The sequence below is a fragment of the Acinetobacter sp. 10FS3-1 genome (assembly GCF_013343215.1).
In the GTDB taxonomy this organism is placed as follows: domain Bacteria; phylum Pseudomonadota; class Gammaproteobacteria; order Pseudomonadales; family Moraxellaceae; genus Acinetobacter; species Acinetobacter lwoffii_C.
Genome location: NZ_CP039143.1, coordinates 53,484 through 73,278, shown reverse-complemented (window position 1 = coordinate 73,278; position 19,795 = coordinate 53,484). Strand labels below are relative to the sequence as shown.

Genomic DNA, 19,795 nt, shown 5'->3' with positions numbered 1-19,795 from the left:
CTGATGAGGGCTTTTTAGATTGCTTAGTATTGATCTCGCAGGCGTTTTAGCGGCTTGGCCGGATATTTACGCAAGAGCTGCCACAGGCTAATCAGTAATAATACGCTGAAGAATACCAGTGACCATAGCGGCAAGGACTGCCCCAGAAAGCTCCAATCAACCACTGCACACTCCCCTGAACCATTCAGTACCTGCTGTAATACTGCCTTCATCGGCAGGGTATCCAGCCAGTACTCCAGACCGGGACCACAGCTCGGCACCTTATCCGGTGGCAGACTCTGTAGCCAGACATGCCGTGCAGCCACCCCGGCTGACCATAACATGCTCAAAGCACCTAACAAGGCATACAGACGCTTGCCCAGACTGGAGGCTGGATTGTGCAAAAAAGCGATCAGGGAGATGAGTCCCAAGCCAATAAGCCCGATGCGTTGAAACACGCAGAGCGGACAAGGGGCCAGTCCCTGGACATGTTCAAGATAAAGTGCAAATACCATCCCGACCACGGCAGCCAAAAACAGCATGCCGCTTACCCCGCGATAACTCCATTGCATGGTCAATCCTCTTTTCTTGTTTTATCGATATTGCGCTAAATAATCACTGAAGTTGATACTGCACGCTTGCTCGAGCTGCTGTTGTTGCTGCAATGAGCTTTGTGATATTTCATCAAAATAAGCTGCTGTTTCGGCACTGAGCGGATGCGATTCATAGACTTGACTATGCTGCTGGGCCAGATGCTGTCCAAAATGCCACATGCTGCTTGCAGCACGGATATCTCCGACAATTAAGGCAGATAAAGTGGCATCGACTTCATCCACCCGACCTTGCATGATCTGCATGGCATGCTGATAAAGTCCTGTGTCATAAGTCTGGTCAAGCAGCTCAGCCAAGGGCTGCATACGTGTCAGCAGCTGGGCACACCAGTCTTCAATCGGATAATGCTGGCCATCTTCGACAATAGCGGCATTGAAGGCACGGCCACGATTGACCACTTCGGTCTGATTTCGTTCAATAATTTCCTGCTCTGCAGCCAACAATGCCGGGCTGTCTTGCAGCAGACAGTACAATGCAACCACTTCCAGGAAACCGGCAGTATCTTCATTAATACCAATCGGGCTATACGGGTTGACGTCTACCGCCCGTAGCTCGACATAGCCAATCCCGCGGTTTTGCAGGGCCTGTGACGGGGTCTCACCGGCTTCGGGGACCTGTTTGGGACGCACCAGACTGTAATATTCATTTTCAATTTGCAGTACATGATCATTGATCTGGATTGGCTGTCCCTGCGGGTCATTCAGGCCCAGACGACTAAATGGCTTATAAGGGGTTTTGACGGCTTTTTGCAGTCCTTCCAGATAGCCTTGCAGGTCATTGTAGTGAATGCCCAGTTGCTTCTGTGCAGAGTTCTGATAGCCAAAACGTCCCATGCGCAAAGCGGTCGCATACGGGGTATACAGGGTGCCTTTAACCAGCGGCAGTAAATGATGATCTCGGCCACTCATAAAGCACTGGCAGACCGCCGGGCTGGCCCCGACCAGAAAAATTACCAGTGGCGTCAGGCGGATAAAGTTACGGATCAGCCCCATATAACGGTGACTGCGATAGTCCTGCAAGCTGAGTGCCCGTAAATTTTCATCGCTTTCTTGCTGTTGCAGGGCTTCAAAGAAATGATCCGGGAAAGACAGGTTATAATGCACCCCGGAAATGGTCTGCATACGGCGGCCATAACGCACCCCCAAGCCATGACGGTACAGGGTTTTAAACAGCCCGATATTAGACGTCCCATATTGGGCCAGCGGAATATTTTCATCACTGTGGTCCAGCATGCACGGCATCGACAGCGGCCAGAGCTTTTCATCATTCTCCAGCTGGCGATGCGCGACGGCATGAATATCGGTCAGATAGTCCAAGGCTTTTTGAATGCTGCTTTGCGGTGGAGTGATAAACTCCATTAAGGCTTCAGAATAGTCAGTGGTGATATGTGGATGAGTCAGGGCTGAACCTAGGGCACGAGGATGCGGCGCTTGGGACAAGAAACCGTTGCTTTGCATACGCAAGCTTTCGCGCTCGATACCGCGCAGCATTCCTTGGATGAGCGATGAATCCACCCAGTCAGGTAATACATCGTGGGCGGTCGATTCAGGTTGACTCATTACAATCTCGCTTCATGGGGGTAACTATTAATAAAGTAGAATCATCAATTTATAGCAGTATAACGTGATTTCTGGTCGGCACATTACATCCTGCCGGGTTTTCAGGCAAACTATTGATTTTTAACTGGGCAATTTTTTAACACAAAGTTCCTCTATAAGACATGTGAAATTTGTGATTTATTAACCAATACAGACTAAAGAATTGTAAATACTATGAATTATCAAGATGTTTTAGACTTTTGGTTCCACGCCGACCATCAGCCCTTCTGGTTTAGCAAAAGTCTGGAATTTGATCAGCATATTGCACAACAATTCATGAGTATCCATCAACAGGCAGCTCGTGGCGAACTCTGGTGCTGGCGCAAAAGCATAGCAGGCCGACTGGCTGAAATTATTGTGTTGGATCAGTTTTCCCGTAATCTGTTTCGTGACTCTCCTCAGGCCTTTGCTCAGGATCCCTTGGCTCTGGCTCTGGCTCAGGAGACAATTAGCCTGGATCTGGACAAACAGCTCAGCCCGGAACAATGCAGTTTCCTGTACATGCCGTTCATGCATAGCGAATCCAGACTGATTCATGAATATGCCTTGGAGCTGTTCCAGCATCTGGGCAATCCGGTTAATCTGGAGTTTGAAAAAAAGCATAAGGTGATTATTGACCGCTTTGGGCGTTATCCTCACCGTAACCGGATTTTAGGTCGCCCATCGACCGCTGAAGAGTTAACTTTCCTGACCCAGCCAGACAGCAGTTTTTGATTCTCCCTTTCAAGCTCTGCGACTGCTGGATCATCTATCAGGAGATTGGAGATGAAAAACACCCTATTAGGACTTGGTCTAGTTGTTGCACTTGGCCTGAGTGGCTGCGCAACCACACCCTCCAAACCTTTGACCTTTGATCAGTTAGGGCGCTATAACACGACGCCCTTAAATGCCACGACTTACCGGATTAGCTTTCAGGCCCGTCCCAATATGAGTTTTGCTACGGCAGAAGAAATTACCCTGCTGAAAGCCGCCCAAACGACGGTACAGAATGGCTTCCAGTTTTTTCGCGTTCTGGATGATCCAAGCAACCGGACTCAGCAGCCCCCCCGCCAGGCGATTGTCTATCCTGCACCGAGCTTCTATCCCTCTGCTTACTACCGCCGTTATCCGGGGTTCTGGCCAGACCCATTTTATGACCGCCCTTATACCGTGACTCTGGACCCGGCCCAGGTGGCCTATACCATTGAGTGCTTCCGGGCCGGCCAGGCACCTCAGGATGCCTTTGATGCGCGCTTGATTTTACAGTCACTTGGGGCTAAATATGGAGTGAGTCCATCCGGTACAGTCCTGCAACCCCAGCCGGCAACTCCTCAATAACAGGATCATGTATGCAGAAAGAACAACCATCACCGAGCTTACAACGCAGTAAACGTTTTGCCACGATCGCTCTGGTGGTGGCGGTACTGGCCTGGTTGGCCCTGATGGTTGCTGCCAAGCTGCTGCCTGAATATGTCTGGCTGATTCATATCTTGATGCTTTCAGCCGAAGCGGGCGTGGTGGGTGGACTGGCTGACTGGTATGCCATTACGGTGCTGTTCCGCAATCCTTTTGGCCAGCTGCCTATTCCAAAATTCCTGCGGGATCATACCGAAATTATTCCGCGCAACAAGGCCCGGATTGCCGAGTCGATGGGACGCTTTGTTCAGGAAAATTTCCTCTCACCCCAAATTGTCGAGCGCAGCCTAGCCGATACCGATTTGAGTCTAGCGGCGGGACGCTGGCTGGCCAACCCGCATAACAGCACTCAGGTCACCCAGGTCATTCAACAGACCGTTCCTAAAGTGTTTGAATTTGTCGGACAGCAGCAAATTGCCGGATTTGTCCACAGCAACAGTGTGCAATGGGTCAGAAACACCCAGATCAATACCCTGGCCAGTGAAATGCTACGCGCCGTTTTAGAAAATGATTTCCACCAGGATGTATTACAACGCGGTCTGGATGTGGTACATGCCTGGATGACCTCGCATCCGGAACAGACCCGCGAACTGACCCGTACCCTGTTTAAGGAAATGGGAGTCTGGCGACTGGCCAAAGGTGCCAGCTGGATCGGTATTGATGTGCAGCAGCGCAGTATAGACTCCGTCATCCAGCGGGTGGAAGCCATGCTGGCAGATCCGGCTCATCCTTGGCGTCTTCACATTGAGGCCGCAGCTCAGGAACTGATGCTGCAACTGGCGGATCATGACAGTCTGGCCAGCCAGCGTTTGAATAACACTAAAAATGCCCTGCTTGACAGTCCGCAGGTACTGAACTTTATCAGTGGTGCGGTGGTGATTTTATGCGATGCGATCAAGGACGATCTACAAAAACCGGACTCGGGGATTGCAGAGAACCTGCGCGTGGCCATACAGCAGGTCGGGGAAAATATCGTTTCCAATACGGCTGTACGGGAGCTGCTCAACCAGCGCCTGAGTAGCCTCGCGGTTGAGCTCAGTGACCAGTATAGTGAAAAAGTGATTCGTTTTATCAGCGAACGCATTCACGAATGGGATTCAACCGAGATGATCGACAAGATTGAAAATGAAGTGGGTGGCGACCTGCATATGATCCGGGTTAATGGCGTTGTGGTGGGTGCCTGTATCGGTTTAGTACTGGGCATTATCCGTGCTGTGGTTGAGCACCTGATTTAGCTTGACTCCGCCTCCTACACGCCTCTGCCCTAAAACAGCCGGACCTTATTTTTTATTGAGCAGGATTCAGTAGCAGGAGGGTTGCCGGATCAATGTTTATTTGGAGGGTGGATTGCCCGACATATCCACAAATAAACCTGTGAATTTACGTACAAAAGGCAATAGCGTTACCACAATAGGAAAGGCAATGGCCCAGGAAATCATCCAGTTGTGAAACCAGAGTGCCATAAAGCCTTCGATCCAGCCTAAATTGCGCAGCATGTTGATCATGGAAATAATGCCGCTCATCAGGCAGGACAAAATAAAAGGTACTATAATTAAGGCCCATTTCGCCGGAAGTTTAGGAATATTGCCGATCAGGACCGGGCGTTGTTGCGAATTCATACTGACTCTTAGACTGTGTGCAGAATACTCATATTAAGCCAAATTCATTCCTTTGAAAGCAGTGTTTGGGCCTTAAAGTAGAGCATTCGAAATTATCATGATTTTCACATGATACCTATTTTGATTTTTTCAAGTTTAAATAAAAAAATTTCTGGATGAGTGATTTTTTCTGCATTGTCATAAATTGTATTTCGTCCAAATGGTTTTACCTAAAGAGCATGAAATTTGCTATATTTGCTGTTTTTCTGCGATATCTATTTTCGACTGATTATGAATACGGCAATACAAGCAGCTCTCGATCATGCAGTGCAAACTTTACAGGCACAAGGCGTACTCCCATCTGACTGGAACAACACAAGTAGTTTGACGCGTACCAAGGACCGAAGCCATGGTGACTTTGCCTCAAATATTGCCATGATCGCGTCTAAAGCTGCCGGTATGAAGCCACGTGATTTAGCAGAAAAAATCCTGACTGCGTTACCTGAAGTGGCAGATATCAGCAAGGCCGAAATTGCAGGTCCGGGCTTTATCAACTTCTTTCTGAATGCCAATCAGCGCTTTGCCGTACTGGATCAGATTCAGGCCCAACAAGCGACTTATGGCCGTACTCAGGCCAATGCGGAAAAACGCATTCAGGTCGAATTTGTTTCGGCTAACCCGACGTCTAGCCTGCATGTAGGTCATGGCCGTGGGGCAGCTTATGGCATGACTGTGGCTAATTTACTTGAGGCCACCGGTGCCAAAGTAGACCGCGAATACTATGTCAATGATGCCGGCCGTCAGATGGATATTCTGGCAACGTCAACCTATTTACGTTATCTGCAATTAAACGGTCAGGAACTGGTGTTCCCGAAAAATGCATACCAAGGCAATTACGTTAAAGAAATCGCACAAAGTATTATCGACCAAGATGGCGATGCACATGTACGCCCTGTGGCTGACGTGTATAAAGACGTGCCTGAAGATGTGCAATACGCCGCTGAATTAGATGCTGAAGGCAATAAAGTGGTTCTGTCAGGCGATAAAGAAAAACATATTGATGGCCTGATTTTTAACTCACAAACCCTGCTCGGTAAAGGCTACCGTGTCTTCCATCAGGCTGCGCTCAAAGCCATTCTGGATGACATTAAAGATGACCTGGGCGAGTTTGGAGTTACTTTTAACCAATGGTTCAGTGAAGCCTCCTTGACTGAAAAAATTGAAGAAGCATTACAAACGCTGGATCAGCGTGGTTTCCTGTATGAAGCTGAAGGCAATATCTGGTTCAAGTCAACTGAATTTGGCGATGAAAAAGACCGTGTGGTCAAACGCCGTAACGGACAGACCACTTATTTCGCTTCTGACATTGCCTACCACCTGAACAAATTACAACGTGGCTATACCGATATTATTGATATCTGGGGTTCAGACCACCATGGCTATATTGCACGTGTGAAAGCAGCCATTGATGCGCTAGGTTATGACTCAAAGAAACTGACCGTACTTTTGGTACAGTTCGTCAGCTTATGGCGTGGCGGCGAAATGGTGCAAATGTCATCCCGTTCAGGCCAGTTCGTGACCTTGCGTGACCTGCGTAAAGAAGTGGGTAACGATGCGGCCCGCTTCTATTATGTCATGCGTAAATCTGAACAGCACATCGACTTTGACCTGGATCTGGCAGTATCGCAAAGCAAAGACAATGCGGTGTATTACATCCAGTACGCACATGCCCGTATCTGCCGTATGTTAGAAAAAGCTGTGACTACCGGAGTGAACTTTGATGCAGCGAGTGCACGTACTCTGGCTGCAAAACTGGAACTGGAGGCCGAAACTGAAATTCTGGCCAAACTGGCTGCCTATCCTGAAATTGTACTGCGCGCTGCCAACAGCTATGAACCGCATCAGATTGGGAACTACCTGAAAGAACTGGCTGCCCTGTTCCATGGCTGGTATAACGAAAACAAGGTACTGGGTAATGATGCAGAATTAACCCAGGCACGTTTGCTGTTATCGGTCAACGTACGTCAGGTTCTGCGTAATGGTCTGGAACTTCTGGGCGTCTCTGCACCCGAGTCAATGTAAAGCACTGCTTTTACATTGACGCAAGACGAGAGCTTGGCACGAAAAAAGTCTATAAAGCAAAGCACTGCTTTACATGCTTAGAAGATGAAAGCTGTGCAGAGCCAGCAGGCGACCTTTTGCCATTGCTCTGCCTTGCTCATGGTTTTCCTGACTTTTATATCTATTTGAAAGTTCAAGTAAATTATAAAATCTTGAAAGTTTGCAATCTAAATAAGAATATTTAGATCCTGATGTCTCAGGATTGCGCTATAGTAAGGGCATAACTGCTGTTATGCTTTTCCTATCAAAATATAAAGAAGAGGAAATCCCCAGTGTTTGGAAAAACGCAGCGCGGTGTATCTCAAAGACCGAATAAGCCTAAAAAGCCACTGATTCCAGCTTGGCTTGGCACACTCGTGATCATTTTAATCGTGTTAAGTTTTTTAATGGCTCTCCTGTTGTGGAAACCCTGGGAGCCCGTCAAACCTAAAAATCAGGTCACTTCCCAGCATTATCAGGAAGAAGAGACCAATGAGGATTACCGTTTTTATGATCTGTTGCCACAGCAACAAGTTACCCCAATTCCAGAGCAGGCCGTTCCTGAAGCCAAATCCCAAGATACCATTGTGATTGTGGAAGCTCCTAAGCCTGAAGTGACTGAACCTGAAAGCACACTAGAACCCGGTCAGGAAATGACGGAAGCACCACAACCCGCACCCGCCAGTTATATTCTGCAGGTCCGCAGTTTTGATGATCCGGATCAGGCAGATGCACGTCGTGCTGAAATTATTTTAAATGGCCTCTCAGCAGATGTGGTACGTAGTGTGGAAAATGGCAAGATCTGGTACCGTGTTGTTTCCGGCCCTTATGATTCAGCCGAAGCCGCCATTATTGCCCAGCAAACCTTGCAAAATAGTGGTATCGATTCCATCGTGGTCAAACGCTAAAATTTCGATCTTAAAAAAAGCGCCAAATGGTGCTTTTTTTATTGCTTGAATTTTCAAATACAATGCAACAGAGCTTAAAATAGGGAAAGGAAGAAAAATATCAGATTTATGCCCTATCCGATGGAGGGCTTTTCTGGAACCCGTCACCCGTTGAGTAAGTGTAAACGTATTCAGGATCGGCTTATTAAAATTGAGCAGTAGACTGGCTTTGCTGATCTGGAAATAGATAAATGGTGGGCAAGAAAACCATTCGCAAGCACTGGTTTCGATTGAAGATCGGCAGACAGGCTATCTCTGGTTGAATAAATTGCCGCTCACCTCAGGCAGAGAAAATCTGCCAAACCACAATCCGTCTGTTCCAACCTATCCAAGATCTGCTAAAAATCATTACCGCAGACAATGGTAAGGAGTTCAGCCTGCATGAACCTGCTGCTGAAGAAAGAGAGATAAATGAATATTTTGCTGATGTCTATAGCGCTTGGCAACAAGACTCGAAGAAAAATACCAATGGCTTAATCAGAGGATTATTAGAAAAGTCAGCGATTTGGATGACGATACGGATGCATAGCTTTCAAAAACCATGCCATGTTTGAATCATCGTTCGAGAAAAAGACGCGGCTTTAACAGCCCGAGTCAGGCAGGATGACAACAACATGGTATTACACTTCACATGCAAATTTAAATTAAGGATAAAATTTTGAAAATTTTCCCACTTAACCCACTTTTAAACAACATTTCAAGACTGGGGCGGATATTTTCACCCTCTACCGTGATATGTTTTACATTAGAATGAAAATTAGAAGCATGATCATTAAAAGTAGCTTGTATGGAGTATTTAACCCCAAACTGATCTTTAACACAGATATTTTGTTTAAGCATTTTTTTCTCTGGAAATATTATAATAAGGAAATATCAATATAAGGTGTTAATACTAAAAGATTTTAAATTTTAGAAACTCTATGATTGAGCTTAAATAAATTATTTGAAGAAGTGTAGAAACTACGCCCATCTAGATTTAAGTCAACTTCAATACCTGACTCTAGAAGAACTCTTTTACCGACTTCCACTGTTTTTAAACCTTGACGTGTATTTTGCATTTTATTTAACGGGGTTAACGATACTAAAATTTCAGTACCATTTTGAGATTTTGCAATTAAATTATTATTTTTTAACAATTTATATCCTAGTTGTTAGATTTTCCCAATGGGTAAAGCTCTTATTAAATTTAAACATCATAAAAAAAGCACTCATAAGTGCTTTTTTTATAGTACTACTTACAATTACTTAGATAGCAACAATATTTACAGCATTCGGGCCTTTTTGTCCTTGTGCTACGCTGAATTCAACTTGTTGGCCTTCAAATAAGGTTTTAAAACCTGAGTTCGCAATTTCACTAAAATGAGCAAAAACGTCTGGACCAGCTTCTTGTTGAATAAAACCAAAACCTTTAGTTTCATTGAACCACTTTACCGTACCTTTAACGACATTAGAGTTTGACATATATATATCCTATTAATTTTTAATAATTTTTAGCCAAGCTATTGACTGAGTATAACTTTGAAATAATAAAGAATGAGACTTAAAATCTGAAAAAACGAAGGATTATAAATAAAACTGCGATACTTAAAGAAGATTTACCGAAACAAGACTTTTTTCTAGTTAAAACCACTATACACTAAAAATAAAAATAATCAAGTTTTCTTATATATATATTTATTTATTTTATAAAAAGGCCACTACGCAAAAGAATAAAGTCATCCAGCTTCTTGAAGCAGACATTTACACGACTGGATACGCCTATCAGAGAGATTATAAAAACAAGCCAACTATTCAAGTGTATAAAACCTGGGCCTAAGCAGGATTGAGATTAAAATAGAAACCTATCTAAGGTGAAAATTTCTTATAGCCCATAAAAAGGACGCCTAAGCGTCCTTTTTAGTGCTCTGAAAGCTGGATCAGTCAAATAAGCGGTCAAAGAATGATTTTTTCTTTGGGGAGGTCTTACTTCCCTCACCTTCCATAGTCGCTTGCAACTCTTTCAGTAATTCACGTTGACGTGCGGACAGATTGACAGGTGTTTCCACCACGATACGACAGAGCAAATCACCTTGCATGGTCGAACGTACCGGCTTCACGCCCTTACCCCGTAAACGGAACAGTTTACCGGTTTGAGTGCCTTCAGGAATTTTCAGACTGACACGCCCATCCAGAGTTGGAATCTGCACTTCTTTACCCAAAGCTGCATCCGCAATCGAAACAGGCACATCCATATACAGGTCGGCCCCATCACGCTGGAAGATTTCATGCTCACGCACCACCACTTCAACGTATAGATCGCCTGACTGACCATCACGGATCGCTTCACCTTTACCGGTCAGACGTACACGGTCGCCATTGTCCACGCCCGCAGGAATAGTCACTTCCAGCGTTTGCTGACGTTCAGATACACCCGAGCCATGACATTTATTACATGGATTCTTAATGATCTTGCCCTGACCACGACAGGTGCTACAGGTTTGCTGTACCGAGAAGAAGCCTTGCTGCATACGCACCTGACCGGCACCATGACAGGTCGGACAGGTTTCTACATCATGTGGGTTTTTAGAACCTTTACCATCACAAGCCTCACAAGGTGCCGGTGCAGTAAAAGTAATGGTTTTTTTGACGCCCTTGACCGCTTCTTCCAGCGTCAGTTCCATCACATAGCGCAGGTCTGAACCACGGCGCTGGCGTTGCTGGCCACGGCCACCTCCGCCAAACGCTCCCCCGAAAATATCACCAAACTGGCTGAAAATATCTTCTGCGCTGAATCCGCCAAAGCCGCCTGCGCCGCCCCCCATGCCACCTTCAAAGGCCTGATGGCCCATACGGTCATACATGCTGCGTTTTTCACTATCGGACAGCACTTCATAGGCTTCCGCAGCTTCTTTAAACTTCTCTTCAGCTTCAGGGTTGTCCGGGTTACGGTCTGGATGATATTTCATCGCCAACTTACGGTAGGCTTTTTTAATTTCATCATCACTAGCGGTTTTAGCGATACCCAAAACCTCATAATAATCACGTTTAGCCATGTCTGGCGATGCTCCTCACGGAATTTATTTCATACTCAACTGTGGTCTGAAATTGGGGTCAAACCAAGTTTTACAAGGGGAATACTGAAAAAAATGTAGATTTTAGAAAACAGCTTTTCTTTGCGTAAATTTATGAATGCCTTTAAACCAAGCATTAATCAGGAAAATAAAGGCAATAAAGCTGAAGATGACACCAGTTACCGTACAAGCTTTTACCCAAAGCTGACTGTCCCAGGCAAAGAAAAACAGAGGAATAAACCACAGTGCTGCAAAGGCTGCCAGAACGATATAAATCACGATATTGCGCATGATCCACAAGGCCTGTGCCTGTAACCAAACTTCGGCATAATCCAGCTGGCTGACTTTACGTGCCAGCCAGTAGGCCAATAAACCACTGACCACCGTAAACAAGGCCAAAAACATGAACACATAAGCCATCCCCAGGGAACGTCGCATCTTGGTAAGAGTGTCTGAATTCATGTTTTTCAACCTTAGTGTGCTGTTCAGCACAGCGCCAAATTTACAGCAGCGTATCTTGTTCGAATTATTAAAATAGCAGGCCCTACTATATTGAAATTTTCAATATTTCGCACCTAAAATTATGACAAATTTAAACAGAATCTACACTTTTTCTTACTTTAAACCACTGCGCATATAAGGCAGGCAGGAAAAATAGCGTCAATAAAGTCGCTACAATCAATCCTCCCATGATGGCAACGGCCATCGGTCCAAAAAAGATACTCCGGGATAAGGGAATCATAGCGAGAACTGCCGCCAAAGCAGTCAGCACAATAGGCCGGCAACGGCGCACCGTGGCATTGATAATGGCATCCCACTGCGATTCCCCGGCCCGAATATCCTGTTCAATCTGGTCAATCAGGATGAGTGAGTTCCGCATGATCATGCCCGACAGCGCAATCGTGCCGAGCATGGCAACAAAGCCGAAAGGTTTATTGAAAATTAACAAGAATAAGACCACACCAATCAGCCCCAGTGGTGCGGTTAAAAACACAATCACAGCCCGGGAAATACTCTTGAGCTGAATCATCAGCAGAGTCATAACCACAGCTAAAAATAACGGCATACCAGCATTGACCGAACGCTGGCCACGGGCAGACTCTTCTACAGTCCCCCCTACCTCCAGCAGATAACCACTCGGCAGCTCAGTACGGATTTGGTCCAGCTCATCTTGCAACTGCTTGACCACCGTTGCAGGTTGCAACTGGCTGCGAATATCGGCACGTACGGTAATGGTGGGCAAGCGGTTACGATGCCAGATCAGACCTTCTTCAAAGCGATATTCAATCTTGGCAATTTGCGCCAGAGGCACCGCATGACCTGTTGCAGTCGGCACCGCCAGACTGCTGAGTGAACCGACATCGACCCGTTCAGCTTCATCCCCCCGCAACCGGATTTCAATCAGCTCGCGTTTTTCCCGGAACTGGTCTATGGCTGCCCCTGAAATCGAGCTGTTCAGGAAATTGGCCAGGTCTGTACTGCTGACTCCGAGCTGACGGGCACGGTCCTGATCAATCTCCAGCTGAATCATTTTGCTCGGCTCACCCCAGTCCAGATGGACATTGGTACTGTTCGGGTTTTGGCTCACCGTTGTCGCCACTTTCTGTGCCCATTCACGAACCTGAACCAGATCTTCTCCCGAAATCCGGAATTGCAGCGGATAGCCAACAGGTGGGCCATTTTCCAGTAAAGACACACGTGTCCTGACCTCGGGCAATAGCACCCGAATCTGGTCACTTAAGGCTGTGCGGATTTCATTCCGATCTTCCAGGGAAGAAGCCAATACTACAAACTGGGCAAAACTGGTCTGGGGCAACTGCTGGTCCAGCGGCAAATAGAAACGTGGCGAACCGATGCCCACATAGGCCACATAATTGTCGATGCCCTCCTGCTTGGACAGGAACTGCTCGACCTTCCTAACCGCTGCTTCGGTGGCTTTTAGTGAAGCCCCTTCTTCCAGTTTTAAATCCACCAGAATTTCAGCACGATTCGAGGGCGGGAAGAACTGCTGAGGAACCAGTTTAAACATCACAATCGATAAGATAAAAATACCCAGGGTCGCAGCAATCACGGTTTTGCGATAGGTCACACAGGTATTGACCCAGCGCCGAAAGCCCTGATAAAACCGGGTCTGATAAGGATCATGCACTTCCCCGGCCTGATGCACGACCGGTGCAGGTTCAGGCTGTTTGCGCAGACGTGCCCATATACGCTGATACCAAGGCGCTTTTTGCACTAAATCCTGATTAAAGTCCGGCAGCAGCTTGTCCCCCAGATAGGGCACAAACAGAACTGCAGCCACCCAGGACATCAATAAGGCAATGGTCACCACCTGGAAAATGGAACGGGTATATTCACCGGTACTGGACGCGGCTGTTGCAATCGGCAGGAAACCGGCAGTAGTAATCAAGGTACCGGTCAGCATCGGAAAAGCGGTCGTACGCCAGGCATGACCTGCAGCCTGTAAGCGATTGAAGCCCTGTTCCATCTTGATCGCCATCATTTCAATCGCAATGATAGCGTCATCTACCAGCAGACCGAGGGCCAGAATCAAAGCCCCCAGAGAAATTTTATGCAGCCCGACATCAAATAAATTCATGCCGGCAAAAGTCATGGCCAGCACCAGCGGAATCGAAAAGGCCACCACCAGACCGGTCCGGAAACCGAGAGAGAAAAAACTGACCAGCAGCACAATAATTACGGCCTCAGCCAGCACTTTCATAAACTCGAGGATACTGCGCTTGACCGCAACCGGCTGATCGGAAACTTTCTGTAGCTGCATGCCCAGTGGCAAGGTTTTTTGCAGACGGGCAAATTCCTGTTCCAGATTTTTACCCAGGGCAATAATATCGCCGCCTTTGCGCATCGACACCGCAATACCAATCCCTTTCTCGCCCATAAAGCGCATACGAGGCTGGGCCGGATCAGTAAAACCGCGATAAACCTCCGCCACATCTCCCAGCTGGATGGTCTGTCCATTGACATACAGTGGCAGTTGTTGCAGCTCTTCCACACTCTGCAATGCACCACTCACCCGAACCTGAATCCGGTCTGAGGCGGTTTCAAAAAAACCGGCATGGGTCATGGCATTTTGCTGCTGTAGTGCCTGTTGAATGGCAGTCACCGGAATACCGAGCTGGGTGGCTTTGGTATTGGAGATTTCAATCCAGATTTTCTGGTCCTGCAAGCCAATCAGTTCCACCTTGGCCACATCTTTAACACGCTGCAGCTGGAGTTGCAGACGGTCTGCATAGTCTTTTAGCGTGGCATAATCAAAGTCTGCGCCCTTGATTACATAGATATTCCCGAAGGTATCGCCAAACTCATCATTGAAAAATGGGCCTTGTACACCTTGCGGCAGTTCATGGCGGATGTCATTGATCTTTTTACGAACGTTATACCAAACATCGGCAACTTCATTGGAATGTAAAGAATCCTTAGCAATAAAGGTCACCATGGATTCACCCGGACGTGAATAGGCCATGATCCGCTCATATTGCCCGGTGGTCATCAGCTCTTTTTCAATCCGGTCCGTGACATGCAAAGAGACTTCCTTGGCGCTCGCGCCCGGCCAGTAAGTCTGTACCACCATGACTTTAAAGGTAAATGGCGGGTCTTCGCTCTGTGACAGCTTGGAATAAGAGACGATCCCGATCAGACCCAGCAGGATCATAAAATATAGCACCAGCCCCTTATTTTTTAAGGCCCATTCAGACAGGTTAAAGTTCATGTTTAACTCCCTGCCTGAATTGTCACGCTACGGTTTTCCCGATCAATCGGATGGATTTTCTGCCGTTCATGCAGTAGATGCACACCGCCCACCACCACATAATCAGTGGCATTCAGACCACTTAATACCGCGACACTGTCACGGCCATAGGCGCCCAGTTGCACGGGCAGCTTCTGCACCGTATGGTCCGGCTTGACCATCATCACATAAGCCTGCTGTCCATGGGCAGACACACTGGACAGGGGCACACTCAATATATTGTCATGCTGGTGCTGAAAGAAGACCCGGGCACTTTGTCCGAGCTGAATCTGACTGTTGCCTTCGCGCAGGGCAACCTTGACCCTAAAGGTACGTGACTGATCCGCAGCAGGTGAAATCTCGCGTACAAAAGCGGCAAATTTCTCTTCGGGTTTGGACCAGAGCGTGACCTCGGCGGCCTGTCCGGTTTTGATTCCGGCAATTGCCTGTTCAGGCACTCCAATGACCACCTCACGCTCTCCGGCAATCGCCAGCTCAAAGGCTGCCTGACCTGCGGCCAGCACCTGGCCAACTTCGATATGGCGTGCGGTAATCACCCCCGTCTTATTGGCAATCAGCTGGTTATAAGCCGTCTGGTTCATGGCAGTCTCATAATTGGACTGGGCCTGTTTCAGATGAGATAAAGCCGCCTTGTATTGATTATCTACGGCGTCATATTGCGAACGACTGACGGCATTGGATGGCAAGAGCTGCTTGAAACGCTGTAATTCGTCTGATGCAACCTTACTGGCCGATTGCGCGCTTTCCAGCTGCGCACGTGCTGCATTGAGCTGTAACTGGGCATCTTTAATATCCAGCGTCGCCAGAACCTGGCCGACTTTGACTTGATCCCCCACCTCGACAAAACGCTGGGTGACCTGCCCCCCGACCCGAAAAGCCAGCGCCGTTTGCTGACGTGCCTGTACTTCTCCAGCATAACTTTTCAGTTCGTGCTGTGAATTTTTTGGCATCGTTACCATTACAAAAGGAACTTCCTGTTCGGTAGCCATCGTCTCTTTGCTACATCCGGCTAAGGCTATGCTACAAAGAATAATCATGCTGGCCAAAGCGCTCTGAATCCTGCTCATCGTGTTCGCTCTTATCTAATCATCATTTTTAGGGCAAAATAGGCTGATATATTAAACTGATCATTTTTTAATTAATATACCACTCGGTACACTAATTAAAATAGCACCCTTAATCATTGGCTATATTGATTTTTTTTGGATGAAGTTGTGCAAATACCTGTGGGGCGACCCAAAGATCTGGAAAAGCGTCAACGTATACTAGAGGCCGCCAAGGCACTATTTCTGGCGCATGGCTATCAGGGTTCCAGCATGAACCAGATTGCGCGTGCAGCCGGCGTCACGAAGCTAACGGTATATAACCATTTTCAGGACAAGGCGACCCTGTTTAGCTGCGCGATTGAACATACCTGTGAAGCCATTTTGCAGGAACATCCTCAAGTACTGACGCCAGACAGCGATTTTATCCAGGCGCTGTATCAAGTCTGCAGCCGCTCTTTAAATATTGCCAACCGGCCGGAAGCGATCAAGCTGGATCTGCTGCTCATGGAGCTGGCCGCAGAGCAAAGTCCGCTGACCGAACGCTTTTATCAGGCCTCGCATAGCAAGCTGCACCGGGTCTGGAATGAGTTTTTTTCCCGTGCCCAGCAATTCGGGCTGATCCGGGCAGATGAACCCCAACAGCAGACCGAACTGATGGTTTCTTTACTGATGGGCATGCGTCACCATCAAGTGCTGCTCGGCCTGTGCCCACCACCGAGCCAGACTGAACAGCATCAGATCATTCAGCAGGCGATTGAGATCTTTATGCTGAAATATGCCCCTGCTCCTGCCTGAGGACTTGGCTGTTTTTTATTCTCCTGTTCCAGATCTGCTAAAAATTACAGCAAAAATCCGCTAACTTTTAGCTTTATAGGGCTTGGATTGTCACCTATTCGGGGTATAGTCAAATGATGTTCTGGGAGGGAAACACAAGAATGATTCAACAGATTGATGCGCCACTACGCGAAGACGTACGTTTACTGGGAAACCTGCTGGGAGAAACCCTAAAACTCCATGCCGGACAAGATTTGTTTAATCAGGTCGAGCAGATTCGGGCTTTATCCAAAGGCGCACGTGATGGCCAGGTGGAAGCTGAAAAGCAGCTTGAACAGTTATTTCTGAGTTTGGAAGATCATGAAATCCTGCCTCTGACCCGTGCTTTTACCCATTTTCTCAACTTTGCCAATATTGCCGAGCAATACCATGTGGTGCGCCGCCGCCGTCAAAGCGAGTTTGATGAAACGGCTGAGTCTCCTAATCCGCTGGTACCCTTATTTGAAAAATTCAAGCAGCAGGACATTAGCGCAGACATCCTGTATCAACAGATCTGTGAATTAAAAATTGAACTGGTGCTGACTGCACATCCAACCGAGGTCAGCCGCCGTACCCTGATTCAAAAATATGATGACATCAATGACTGCCTGTCAAAATGTGACCAGCAGAAATTAACACCACGCGAGCATCAGGCTGTACTGAATGAACTGAAACAGCTGATCACCTCTGCCTGGCAAACGGATGAAATTCGTCAGCATCGCCCGACACCGATTGATGAGGCAAAGTGGGGCTTTACCACCATTGAACAGACCTTGTGGAATGCCGTACCCAAATTCATTCGTGAGCTGGATGGCCTGGTACAGGAACACTGTACCCAGCCTCTGCCTCTGAGCGTCGCACCAGTACGCTTTGCTTCCTGGATGGGCGGCGACCGCGATGGTAACCCGAATGTGACCCATCAGGTAACTCAGGAAGTACTTTGGCTGTCACGCTGGAAAGCCGCAGACCTGTACCTGCGCGATATTGAAGATTTACGTTGGGAACTCTCGATCCAGCAATGTAGTGAAGAGCTGCAACAGGCACTCGGACAAGCACATCCGGAACCGTACCGTGAATATCTACGTGATACCCGGGAACGTCTGAAAGCCACCCGCAACTGGCTGGCCGAGAAACTGCACAATAAAGATGCCGATGATAGCCGGGTCATCAAAAGCAAAGATGAGCTGCTACAGCCTCTGCTGCTCTGCTATCGCTCATTACAAGCCTGCAATCTGCCTGAAATTGCCAATGGCAAACTGCTTGATTTTATCTACCGGGTAAACAGTTTCGGAATCGAATTGCTAAAACTGGATATTCGTCAGGAATCGGGCCGCCATCGTCAGGCGATTTCTGCCATTACTGAATATCTGGGACTGGGTAATTTTGAAACCTGGACCGAACAGGCGCGTCAGAACTTCCTGTTGCAGGAATTACAGAGCAAGCGTCCGCTGCTGCCTAAACATCTGAATGAACCTGTAGGCAGCCTGATTCAACACCCGGATGTGCAGGAAGTCTTTGCCACCATGCGTACTCTGGCGGAACAGCCAAGTGAATGTCTGGGGGCCTATATTATTTCCATGGCGGAATATCCAAGTGATGTACTGGCCGTGCTGTTACTGCAAAAAGAAGCCGGCATTAAAACTCCGTTACGGGTTGTGCCTTTATTTGAAACCTTAAAAGACCTCGACGGCGCAGCCAGCACCATGTCGACCTTGTGGAATATGCACTGGTACAAACAGCATATTCAGGGCAAACATGAGGTCATGATTGGCTATTCAGACTCAGCCAAGGATGCCGGCTTTATGTCTGCCAACTGGGCGCAGTATCGTGCCCAGGAAGAGCTGACCGTGGTTGCCAAACAGCATGGCATACAACTGACCTTATTCCATGGTCGAGGCGGTTCAATCAGCCGGGGCGGTGCACCTACCCAGCAGGCACTATTCTCGCAGCCACCCGGTTCAATTTCCGGTACCATCCGTGTCACTGAACAGGGGGAAATGATTCGCTTTAAGTTTGGTCTGGAAGGCATTGCCCTGCAAAATCTGGAAATTTATAGCGCAGCAACCCTAGAAGCCACCCTGTTACCCCCCCCTGAGCCTAAACCGGAATGGCGTGAACTGATGCACCAGATGACTGATCTGTCGGTTCAGGTCTATCGCCAGACAGTTCGTGAAAACCCTCATTTTGTCAAATACCTGCGCACTGTAACGCCAGAGCTGGAATTGCAGATGTTGCCACTCGGTTCACGCCCGGCCAAACGTAAAGTTAGTGGCGGGATTGAATCCCTACGCGCCATTCCCTGGGTATTTGCCTGGACTCAAATTCGTCTCATGTTGCCGGCTTGGCTAGGCACAGGCGCTGCCATTAATCAGGTGATCGATCAGGGGCAAAAAGAGCTGCTGAATGAAATGCTGCAACAATGGCCGTATTTCCAGACCCTGATTGATATGCTGGAAATGGTACTTTCCAAAGCAGATGGTCATGTGGCGCTGTATTATGAGTCGCATTTAACCGAGGATGAGGATCTAAAAGTCTTGGGCAATGAACTGCGTCAACGTTTAAAAGACGCAGTACAAACCCTGCTGGCGTTAAAAGGCGAATCAAAACTGCTGACCAGTAATGACATCCTGGACCAGTCCATGCGTGTGCGAAAGCCTTATCTGCTTCCCCTGCACCTGTTACAGGCCGAACTGATGAAACGCCGCCGCAGCTATCTGGCTGAGCAAAATGCCGAGCATACCCCGGTTGACCATGCCTTGATGGTCAGTATTGCCGGAATTGCTGCCGGTTTACGCAACACCGGCTAATCTGTTTGAGTTAACTAAAAGCACATCTACCCGATGTGCTTTTTTATTGAGCAGTCAATTGCAGAAATAATATTTATTTCA

Annotated in this window: 17 protein-coding genes; 7 read left to right on the top strand and 10 right to left on the bottom strand. The window is 47.6% G+C overall.

The annotated features are described in order from the left end of the window. Positions 1-23 precede the first annotated feature (23 nt). On the bottom strand, positions 24-551 hold the full coding sequence (locus E5Y90_RS00305; protein ID WP_174659074.1) for a disulfide bond formation protein B: 528 nt from the start codon (positions 549-551) through the stop codon (positions 24-26). A gap of 21 nt (positions 552-572) precedes the next feature. Beyond that, the gene (gene gshA, locus E5Y90_RS00300) at positions 573-2,150 is read right to left on the bottom strand and encodes a glutamate--cysteine ligase (RefSeq protein WP_174659073.1); all 1,578 of its coding nucleotides are present in this window, start codon (positions 2,148-2,150) and stop codon (positions 573-575) included. A gap of 213 nt (positions 2,151-2,363) precedes the next feature. Here gshA and E5Y90_RS00295 point away from each other — a divergent pair, with 213 nt between their 5' ends. Genes E5Y90_RS00295 through E5Y90_RS00285 form a run of 3 tightly spaced genes read left to right on the top strand, consistent with a single transcriptional unit; the run spans position 2,364 to position 4,819 of the window. Then, complete coding sequence (locus E5Y90_RS00295; RefSeq protein WP_151205615.1) at positions 2,364-2,903, top strand: DUF924 family protein; 540 nt, start codon at positions 2,364-2,366, stop codon at positions 2,901-2,903. A gap of 51 nt (positions 2,904-2,954) precedes the next feature. After that, positions 2,955-3,506 carry a CC0125/CC1285 family lipoprotein gene (locus E5Y90_RS00290; RefSeq protein WP_151207187.1) on the top strand — a complete coding sequence of 184 codons (552 nt, stop codon included), beginning with the start codon at positions 2,955-2,957 and terminating at the stop codon, positions 3,504-3,506. 11 nt (positions 3,507-3,517) lie between these two features. After that, complete coding sequence (locus E5Y90_RS00285; RefSeq protein WP_174659072.1) at positions 3,518-4,819, top strand: DUF445 domain-containing protein; 1,302 nt, start codon at positions 3,518-3,520, stop codon at positions 4,817-4,819. A 96-nt stretch (positions 4,820-4,915) separates the two neighbouring features. Here E5Y90_RS00285 and E5Y90_RS00280 read toward each other — a convergent pair whose 3' ends face one another. Beyond that, a complete protein-coding gene (locus E5Y90_RS00280; protein ID WP_151205460.1) occupies positions 4,916-5,203 on the bottom strand; it encodes a DUF2798 domain-containing protein in 288 nt (95 codons plus the stop codon). A gap of 270 nt (positions 5,204-5,473) precedes the next feature. On the opposite strand from E5Y90_RS00280, the gene argS reads away from it, so the two are divergent. After that, positions 5,474-7,264: an arginine--tRNA ligase gene (gene argS / locus E5Y90_RS00275; protein ID WP_174659071.1), complete on the top strand. Its 1,791-nt coding sequence runs from the start codon at positions 5,474-5,476 to the stop codon at positions 7,262-7,264. Between the two features lie 311 nt (positions 7,265-7,575). After that, positions 7,576-8,190 carry an SPOR domain-containing protein gene (locus E5Y90_RS00270; protein WP_174659070.1) on the top strand — a complete coding sequence of 205 codons (615 nt, stop codon included), beginning with the start codon at positions 7,576-7,578 and terminating at the stop codon, positions 8,188-8,190. A gap of 678 nt (positions 8,191-8,868) precedes the next feature. Here E5Y90_RS00270 and E5Y90_RS00265 read toward each other — a convergent pair. From E5Y90_RS00265 to E5Y90_RS00235, 7 genes are all read right to left on the bottom strand, one after another. Then, entirely contained in the window at positions 8,869-9,069 is a 201-nt protein-coding gene (locus tag E5Y90_RS00265) for a hypothetical protein (RefSeq protein WP_174659069.1), read from the bottom strand. A gap of 62 nt (positions 9,070-9,131) precedes the next feature. After that, positions 9,132-9,365 (bottom strand): hypothetical protein, encoded by a 234-nt coding sequence (locus E5Y90_RS00260; RefSeq protein ID WP_151205464.1) that lies wholly within the window; start codon positions 9,363-9,365, stop codon positions 9,132-9,134. Between the two features lie 109 nt (positions 9,366-9,474). Further along, the gene (locus tag E5Y90_RS00255; protein WP_151205465.1) at positions 9,475-9,690 is read right to left on the bottom strand and encodes a cold-shock protein; all 216 of its coding nucleotides are present in this window, start codon (positions 9,688-9,690) and stop codon (positions 9,475-9,477) included. Positions 9,691-10,145: 455 nt separating this feature from the next. Further along, positions 10,146-11,261, bottom strand: coding sequence for a molecular chaperone DnaJ (gene dnaJ / locus E5Y90_RS00250; RefSeq protein WP_151207175.1), 1,116 nt, complete (start codon positions 11,259-11,261; stop codon positions 10,146-10,148). Between the two features lie 102 nt (positions 11,262-11,363). Next, a complete protein-coding gene (locus E5Y90_RS00245; protein ID WP_174659068.1) occupies positions 11,364-11,741 on the bottom strand; it encodes a hypothetical protein in 378 nt (125 codons plus the stop codon). A 130-nt stretch (positions 11,742-11,871) separates the two neighbouring features. After that, positions 11,872-15,009, bottom strand: a complete 3,138-nt coding sequence (locus tag E5Y90_RS00240; protein WP_174659067.1) for an efflux RND transporter permease subunit — start codon at positions 15,007-15,009, stop codon at positions 11,872-11,874. 2 nt (positions 15,010-15,011) lie between these two features. Then, a complete protein-coding gene (locus E5Y90_RS00235; protein ID WP_174659066.1) occupies positions 15,012-16,115 on the bottom strand; it encodes an efflux RND transporter periplasmic adaptor subunit in 1,104 nt (367 codons plus the stop codon). A gap of 147 nt (positions 16,116-16,262) precedes the next feature. On the opposite strand from E5Y90_RS00235, the gene E5Y90_RS00230 reads away from it, so the two are divergent. Together E5Y90_RS00230 and ppc are read left to right on the top strand one after the other, a co-directional pair. After that, entirely contained in the window at positions 16,263-16,889 is a 627-nt protein-coding gene (locus tag E5Y90_RS00230) for a TetR/AcrR family transcriptional regulator (protein ID WP_174659065.1), read from the top strand. Positions 16,890-17,029: 140 nt separating this feature from the next. Continuing rightward, a complete protein-coding gene (ppc, locus tag E5Y90_RS00225; protein ID WP_174659064.1) occupies positions 17,030-19,714 on the top strand; it encodes a phosphoenolpyruvate carboxylase in 2,685 nt (894 codons plus the stop codon). Positions 19,715-19,795: the final 81 nt, after the last annotated feature.

What these genes read in the sequence shown, in the direction of transcription:
- E5Y90_RS00305 (WP_174659074.1), bottom strand. Translation starts at nt 551, where the DNA reads ATGCAATGGAGTTATCGCGGGGTAAGCGGCATGCTGTTTTTGGCTGCC.
- gshA (WP_174659073.1), bottom strand. Translation starts at nt 2,150, where the DNA reads ATGAGTCAACCTGAATCGACCGCCCACGATGTATTACCTGACTGGGTG.
- E5Y90_RS00295 (WP_151205615.1), top strand. Translation starts at nt 2,364, where the DNA reads ATGAATTATCAAGATGTTTTAGACTTTTGGTTCCACGCCGACCATCAG.
- E5Y90_RS00290 (WP_151207187.1), top strand. Translation starts at nt 2,955, where the DNA reads ATGAAAAACACCCTATTAGGACTTGGTCTAGTTGTTGCACTTGGCCTG.
- E5Y90_RS00285 (WP_174659072.1), top strand. Translation starts at nt 3,518, where the DNA reads ATGCAGAAAGAACAACCATCACCGAGCTTACAACGCAGTAAACGTTTT.
- E5Y90_RS00280 (WP_151205460.1), bottom strand. Translation starts at nt 5,203, where the DNA reads ATGAATTCGCAACAACGCCCGGTCCTGATCGGCAATATTCCTAAACTT.
- argS (WP_174659071.1), top strand. Translation starts at nt 5,474, where the DNA reads ATGAATACGGCAATACAAGCAGCTCTCGATCATGCAGTGCAAACTTTA.
- E5Y90_RS00265 (WP_174659069.1), bottom strand. Translation starts at nt 9,069, where the DNA reads ATGCTTAAACAAAATATCTGTGTTAAAGATCAGTTTGGGGTTAAATAC.
- E5Y90_RS00255 (WP_151205465.1), bottom strand. Translation starts at nt 9,690, where the DNA reads ATGTCAAACTCTAATGTCGTTAAAGGTACGGTAAAGTGGTTCAATGAA.
- dnaJ (WP_151207175.1), bottom strand. Translation starts at nt 11,261, where the DNA reads ATGGCTAAACGTGATTATTATGAGGTTTTGGGTATCGCTAAAACCGCT.
- E5Y90_RS00245 (WP_174659068.1), bottom strand. Translation starts at nt 11,741, where the DNA reads ATGAATTCAGACACTCTTACCAAGATGCGACGTTCCCTGGGGATGGCT.
- E5Y90_RS00240 (WP_174659067.1), bottom strand. Translation starts at nt 15,009, where the DNA reads ATGAACTTTAACCTGTCTGAATGGGCCTTAAAAAATAAGGGGCTGGTG.
- E5Y90_RS00235 (WP_174659066.1), bottom strand. Translation starts at nt 16,115, where the DNA reads ATGAGCAGGATTCAGAGCGCTTTGGCCAGCATGATTATTCTTTGTAGC.
- ppc (WP_174659064.1), top strand. Translation starts at nt 17,030, where the DNA reads ATGATTCAACAGATTGATGCGCCACTACGCGAAGACGTACGTTTACTG.